Origin of the sequence: Marinobacter sp. ST-43 (genome assembly GCF_030541085.1) — a bacterium.
Taxonomy (GTDB): Bacteria; Pseudomonadota; Gammaproteobacteria; order Pseudomonadales; family Oleiphilaceae; genus Marinobacter; species Marinobacter nauticus.
In genome coordinates this window covers 1-4,950 of the sequence record NZ_JASSVO010000037.1, presented here as the reverse complement: position 1 = coordinate 4,950, position 4,950 = coordinate 1, and the positions used below count along the sequence as shown (strand labels likewise).

7 protein-coding genes are annotated in these 4,950 nt (G+C 52.1%); 5 read left to right on the top strand and 2 right to left on the bottom strand.

Annotation, left to right across the window (positions count from 1 at the left end; all coding sequences use genetic code 11):
* Window positions 1–398, bottom strand: a 398-nt coding sequence (locus QPL98_RS19155; RefSeq protein WP_303293841.1) for a site-specific integrase, incomplete at its 3' end; no start/stop codon positions are given.
* 834 nt (window positions 399–1,232) lie between these two features.
* Here QPL98_RS19155 and QPL98_RS19150 point away from each other — a divergent pair.
* Both QPL98_RS19150 and QPL98_RS19145 read left to right on the top strand, forming a co-directional pair.
* A complete protein-coding gene (locus tag QPL98_RS19150) occupies window positions 1,233–1,523 on the top strand; it encodes a hypothetical protein (protein WP_303293840.1) in 291 nt (96 codons plus the stop codon).
* A 218-nt stretch (window positions 1,524–1,741) separates the two neighbouring features.
* Window positions 1,742–2,056: a hypothetical protein gene (locus QPL98_RS19145; protein WP_303293839.1), complete on the top strand. Its 315-nt coding sequence runs from the start codon at window positions 1,742–1,744 to the stop codon at window positions 2,054–2,056.
* A gap of 359 nt (window positions 2,057–2,415) precedes the next feature.
* On the opposite strand, the gene QPL98_RS19140 is transcribed toward QPL98_RS19145, so the two are convergent.
* Window positions 2,416–3,441, bottom strand: coding sequence for an IS110 family transposase (locus QPL98_RS19140; protein WP_011784506.1), 1,026 nt, complete (start codon window positions 3,439–3,441; stop codon window positions 2,416–2,418).
* Window positions 3,442–3,542: 101 nt separating this feature from the next.
* On the opposite strand from QPL98_RS19140, the gene QPL98_RS19135 reads away from it, so the two are divergent.
* From QPL98_RS19135 to QPL98_RS19125, 3 genes are all read left to right on the top strand, one after another.
* Entirely contained in the window at window positions 3,543–4,220 is a 678-nt protein-coding gene (locus tag QPL98_RS19135; protein WP_303293838.1) for a DUF5677 domain-containing protein, read from the top strand.
* A 20-nt stretch (window positions 4,221–4,240) separates the two neighbouring features.
* A complete protein-coding gene (locus tag QPL98_RS19130) occupies window positions 4,241–4,489 on the top strand; it encodes an excalibur calcium-binding domain-containing protein (RefSeq protein WP_303293837.1) in 249 nt (82 codons plus the stop codon).
* Between the two features lie 114 nt (window positions 4,490–4,603).
* Entirely contained in the window at window positions 4,604–4,837 is a 234-nt protein-coding gene (locus QPL98_RS19125) for a hypothetical protein (protein ID WP_303293836.1), read from the top strand.
* The last annotated feature ends 113 nt before the right edge of the window (window positions 4,838–4,950 follow it).

The following is a 4,950-nucleotide window of genomic DNA, read 5'->3' as shown; positions in this document are numbered from 1 at the left end:
CCGCATCCATAGAGCAGAGCGGTAATGAGCCAATACTCGCCTTCCATGCGGTGGAGAATCGAAGCTACTTCATCGGGATTAAGAACGGTCGGCATGCGACGAGGGGTCTTCGTCATCTTGTGCTGGAGATTCTCAATCTCCCGTCTAAGCACATGCTTGTAGACAAAAATAATCGCGCACAGAGCCTGATTCTGAGTACCTGGGCTGACTCCACGATTGACGGCGAGGTGATTCAGAAAGCGCTCAATCTCGTGATTGCCCATCACCTCTGGGTGTTTCTTGTCGTTAAAGAGGATGAATTGGCGGATCCAGTAGAGATAAGACTGCTCGGTGCGGTAGCTGTACTGCTTGGTTCTGATCTCTGTGCGAACCGATTCCAGAAACGGTGATTTAGCCACAGTTGCCCTCCTTGGCTAAAACTGTATGGATGCACAGTTATAATGAAAAGGCCGCAAAAACGCCAAATTTTCTGCGGTTAAACGTGCGTGGCTGTGCACGTTTTTCACAGGGCGCCTCTGTAGATGTCTGATTTAAAAAGGTAATTTTTTAATGCTTTGGTTTTAACGTGCAAAACCGCGCACGGATAAACCGCGTGCACGATTTTCACAAATCTAAAGGCCCGACAACGGCCCGAAGCAGGCCAATAAGACTCTGAAAAAAATGAGTATTCGGTGTGTGAAGTGGTTTTTGACGGGGTGGTTTCGTTGCGGTTTAATGAGAATTCACGCTAATAAGCTGTTATTGGCCCGGCATTCGTGAGTTTTTAGCAGGTGGGGTGCAAAGGCCTTTGCATCGGGATTGGTTGCAAGCCCGCTCACTCTGGTGATCGCCAAGGCCGGAAAATTCGCTGTCTGGTTTGGTTGCCACAATGGTCAGCGGTGTTGGTATTCATGGTGTGCCCCAGTCGTGGGGCCGTCCGTCTTAAACGGTAATCGGGCCGGTAGCCTTTGCGTTCTGGTTTCTTTCGTCATTCGTCGAGTTGGTGCAAGCTGTCCGGGAGAGGGCATGCGGTCTGGGTTTCCAGGCTCAACCACGGTGGTGAACGGCCATTAACCAGGCGGTCAACCGGACGCCAAAAGCGTACCGCTTTTGGTTCCCTCCGCTATCGCTCCGGCGCCGGTTACCTCAGCGTTAGCTTTGGGATGATGTAATGCCGCTAGTTTGGTCAAAACCATACAAAATCAGTCAGTTGCTGCAGAACTGCCATAGCGAGGATCAGGATTGGCCACCGCATGAGAAAGGTGTATATCTCGTTACCAAGCGTGGCTGGAGAACAGAGCCGTCACTCCGGAGTGGTCCGCTGTATATTGGTGGCAATACTGGGGTATCAGAAAGATTTTGTACTCGGATTGGTGATCTCATCGCAGATCTCTATGGTTTCTTTGATGGTAATACGGGGCACCATAGTGGCGGCCAATCACTATATTGGTGGTGTCAAGAAAATAAGGTTCACCCTGGTGATCTCCGTCTTGCTTGGGCTACTCGCCAGCCTTGGTGCTCTCGATGTGCTGAAATCGAACTAGCATCTTTATTCGTCAGCGAGTGGGAAAATCGTGCATCGGTTGGCTTGCTAAATAAGAGTCGTCCCCCAGCTTGTGTTGAGCATGGATTAAGATGTCCATGAATTGTGCTCAACCTCAAGCTAACCAGTGCAGGCACGGCGACGCCCACTACATTGCGCCTTTGGCTCCATTTCGTGGGCGCGCATGCTGCAAGCGTTAAAAGTACAAGGAAGCATCAAATGGAATTTGTCGAAATCGAGCTAACCCAGGGAAATATCAACAACAATCACCTTTACTTGTCATCGGTGGTCGAGTTTTTTCCGCCAGACTCTATCGGGGGCAGCAACGAAGGTAGCCTCGCTCCGAGAGTCCTCGAAGTTCACAGCGGCATCGTTTCACCAGTTCGCACCGACATCGCAGGCGATAAGAAAATTTTTCGCCGCCGGGCTTGGGTAGGTGAGTTTTTCGAGGTTCATAATTTGGCCGCAGGTGATCGGGTGGTAATCGAGAAAACGGGCACAGACCGCTATCACGTCTACCCGAAGCGGACCTAATCTTTTAACAAGTCGCTGTAGTACGCGGCCGATGGCCGCCGGACGCCCTTTTCATTGCGGCTTCGCCTCCATTACAAGGGCGCCGCTAAGCTCAGCTACATGGACTCCCCCTGCGGTCAAGCAACGCCATTTGATTTCGAAGCGGTTTGAGACTGCAGCTCTACATTCGGCCTCTGTGTGGGCATTGTTGCCCGGGCCAGGATGATGATGCGTGTGAGTGATGACCTCATTCGTTAGTCGGCTTGTTTCAGCCGCAAGGCTTAACAGGTTCAATCACTCTCGGTCTGACCGTTCCGTCATCGCTTGCCGTTGCAAGACTCGGCTGGCAGGCGTGTTCTGCCTGTCGTTGTTGCCCGTTATCAGCCCTCTGCAGGCTGTGTTTTAAACTCGGTTTGGTTCATCAACAGTGCCCAGATAATCCGGGCATTCTTGGCGGCCAATGCCACGGCGGCTCGTTTGTAGCCGCGACGTTCCACCAACCCTTTGGCCCACTGGCTGAGTTGATCGTGTTTGTCGGCGAGTTTGGCAATCACCGCTCGGGTGCCATGGATCAGCAACATTCGCAGGTACTTGTCCCCGCGCTTGGTGATTCTACCCAGCCGGGGCTTGCCTCCGGTCGAGTACTGCCTGGGTACGAGCCCGAGCCAGGCGGCGAAGTGTCGTCCGCTTTTGAACTGTCTGGGATCCGGCGCACTGGCCAATATCGCAGTGGCTGTTTGTGGGCCGATGCCGGGAATGGCCATCAACCGTTTGGCCTGTTCGTCGCGCCGGGCCATGGCTTCGATTTCCCGGTCATAGGCCAGGATCTCCTCATCGAGCTGGAGAATGCGCTGGTTGATGTTGTTGAGTAAACGCCGGGCCAGCATGGGTAAACCATTTTCGGCATCTTCCAGGATTTCGGGAATTCGATGTCGGGCGTGATAGCGCCCTTGAGGAATAATCAGTCCGAACTCGGCCAACAGACCACGAATCTGGTTGATCTGCGCGGTGCGCTCTTTGGTCAGCCCACGGCGGATGCGATGCAGGCACAGAACGGCTTGCTGGTCATCAGTCTTAATGGGAACGAAGCGCATGTTGGGCCGACTGACGGCTTCGCAGATGGCCTCGGCATCGTTGTCGTCGTTCTTGCTGCTCTTGCGATACGGCGCGACAAAGCGGGGCGCAATGATCCGGGCATCGTGGCCGAGTTTGGTTAACTCTCGAGCCCAGTAATGGGCACCGGAACAGGCCTCCATGCCGATCAGGCACGGAGGCAGTTGTGCGAAGAACGCCAGCAGTTTAGGGCGATTGAGCCGTTTGCGAACCACGACCTTGCCGTGTTGATTGGTGCCATGAATACTGAACACAGTTTTCGCCAGATCGATGCCGATGGTTGTAACATTCATGATGACTCCTCCTGCTTTCGATTGAAGACTTCGACACCTTCAATGTGGCACATCGATGCCGAGGGAGCAGGGGGAGTCCATATCATTCGTTAGGCAAAGATATGGCTGAGAAGCAGTATCAAACCATTGAGATGTACCGAGCTGCTGCAGACGCAATCTATGCGGTCAGTGGAATGGTGCTTTTCTCATTCGCCAAACACGACTGTGACACTAAGAACGTAATTATCAGAAACTTCGTTGCCCGCTCAGCCATGACGCTTAAAAGCGTTTTTTCTCTTTGGGATAACGGTGACACTCAAAATGCCTGGGTTATACATCGAGCCCTGGTCGATAGAATGTTTCATTTGCACAGCCTCGGAGTAAATGACGACTTTCAAGCCTTCGATGACTGGTCGTTTTTCGAACAATTCAAGAGCCAAAACCGTGTAAAAAGCGATGACCTTTTCAAGGATCAGGCTGTAGGCTGGGTGTATAAAATTAGTGATGAGAAAAAGGCACGCATCAAAGCTCTCGAAAAGGACAAGCCTAAGTGGCGGCGCCCGAAGGCGGAGGATGTCGCTAAAGATATGGGAATGGAATTTCTTTACAAGTATGGCTACGACTATGCCTCAACCCACGTCCATCCTATGGCTAATGATGGTGAGCAAGACTTTTACACCATTACAAAGCTTCAGCCATCGCCTAGGTTTCCCTCACAGATCACGGTGATCTCAAACACTATTTTGACCTCTACAAAGACGCTAAAGGCCCATTCAAGCTACAAGTTTTCGGCGTTCTAATTATCGGGATCTTTGCTTATATGAACGGTGGCGTATCGTCCGTCACAGCCGCAAGTTCTGATCTCGCCAGTTTAAATTTTTCCGAGCCCGCAAGCTCAAGCTTTTCTAAGCCTATGGTGTCCAATCAGAAATTCAGATGTGACGGGAGAACATATTGCTCTCAGATGACATCTTGTGCGGAAGCGACCTATTTTCTGAGAAATTGCCCCAATACAAAAATGGACGGAAATCATGACGGCGTCCCATGCGAGAGGCAGTGGTGCAATTAGCGGGCAACGGTTCTAACAATCACAGGCACGGCGACGTCTACTACATTGCGGCTTCGCCTTCATTTCGCAGCCGCGCATGCTGTTGGCGTTATACGCAAATAGGTCCGAGACGAAGTGCATAAAGTTCGAAAGGCAATTGCAGCATTCATCCTGGCCAGTTCAGCTGGTCTGGCTCTGTTTGGTTTGTTTAGCGAACAGGCCGAGATGTTTTATCTTGCCGGCTTTGTGGGGCTTATTTTGTTTTCGGGCATTTGGCCGTGGGCAAGCAGCGAGGGCGGGAAACAAAATCTGGATTCCGGAAGCTCGGTTGTAGATCTTCCGACAGGGGATTGCCGGTCACGTGCGTAAACCGCTGAAGGTTGCCACCCATTCCACGTGAAGCCTGCCACCCGGACCGGAGCAAGGCTGCCACCCATCGGAGCGTAGCGACGCGGGGTTTCTCTTCTTACTCCGAAGTCTCA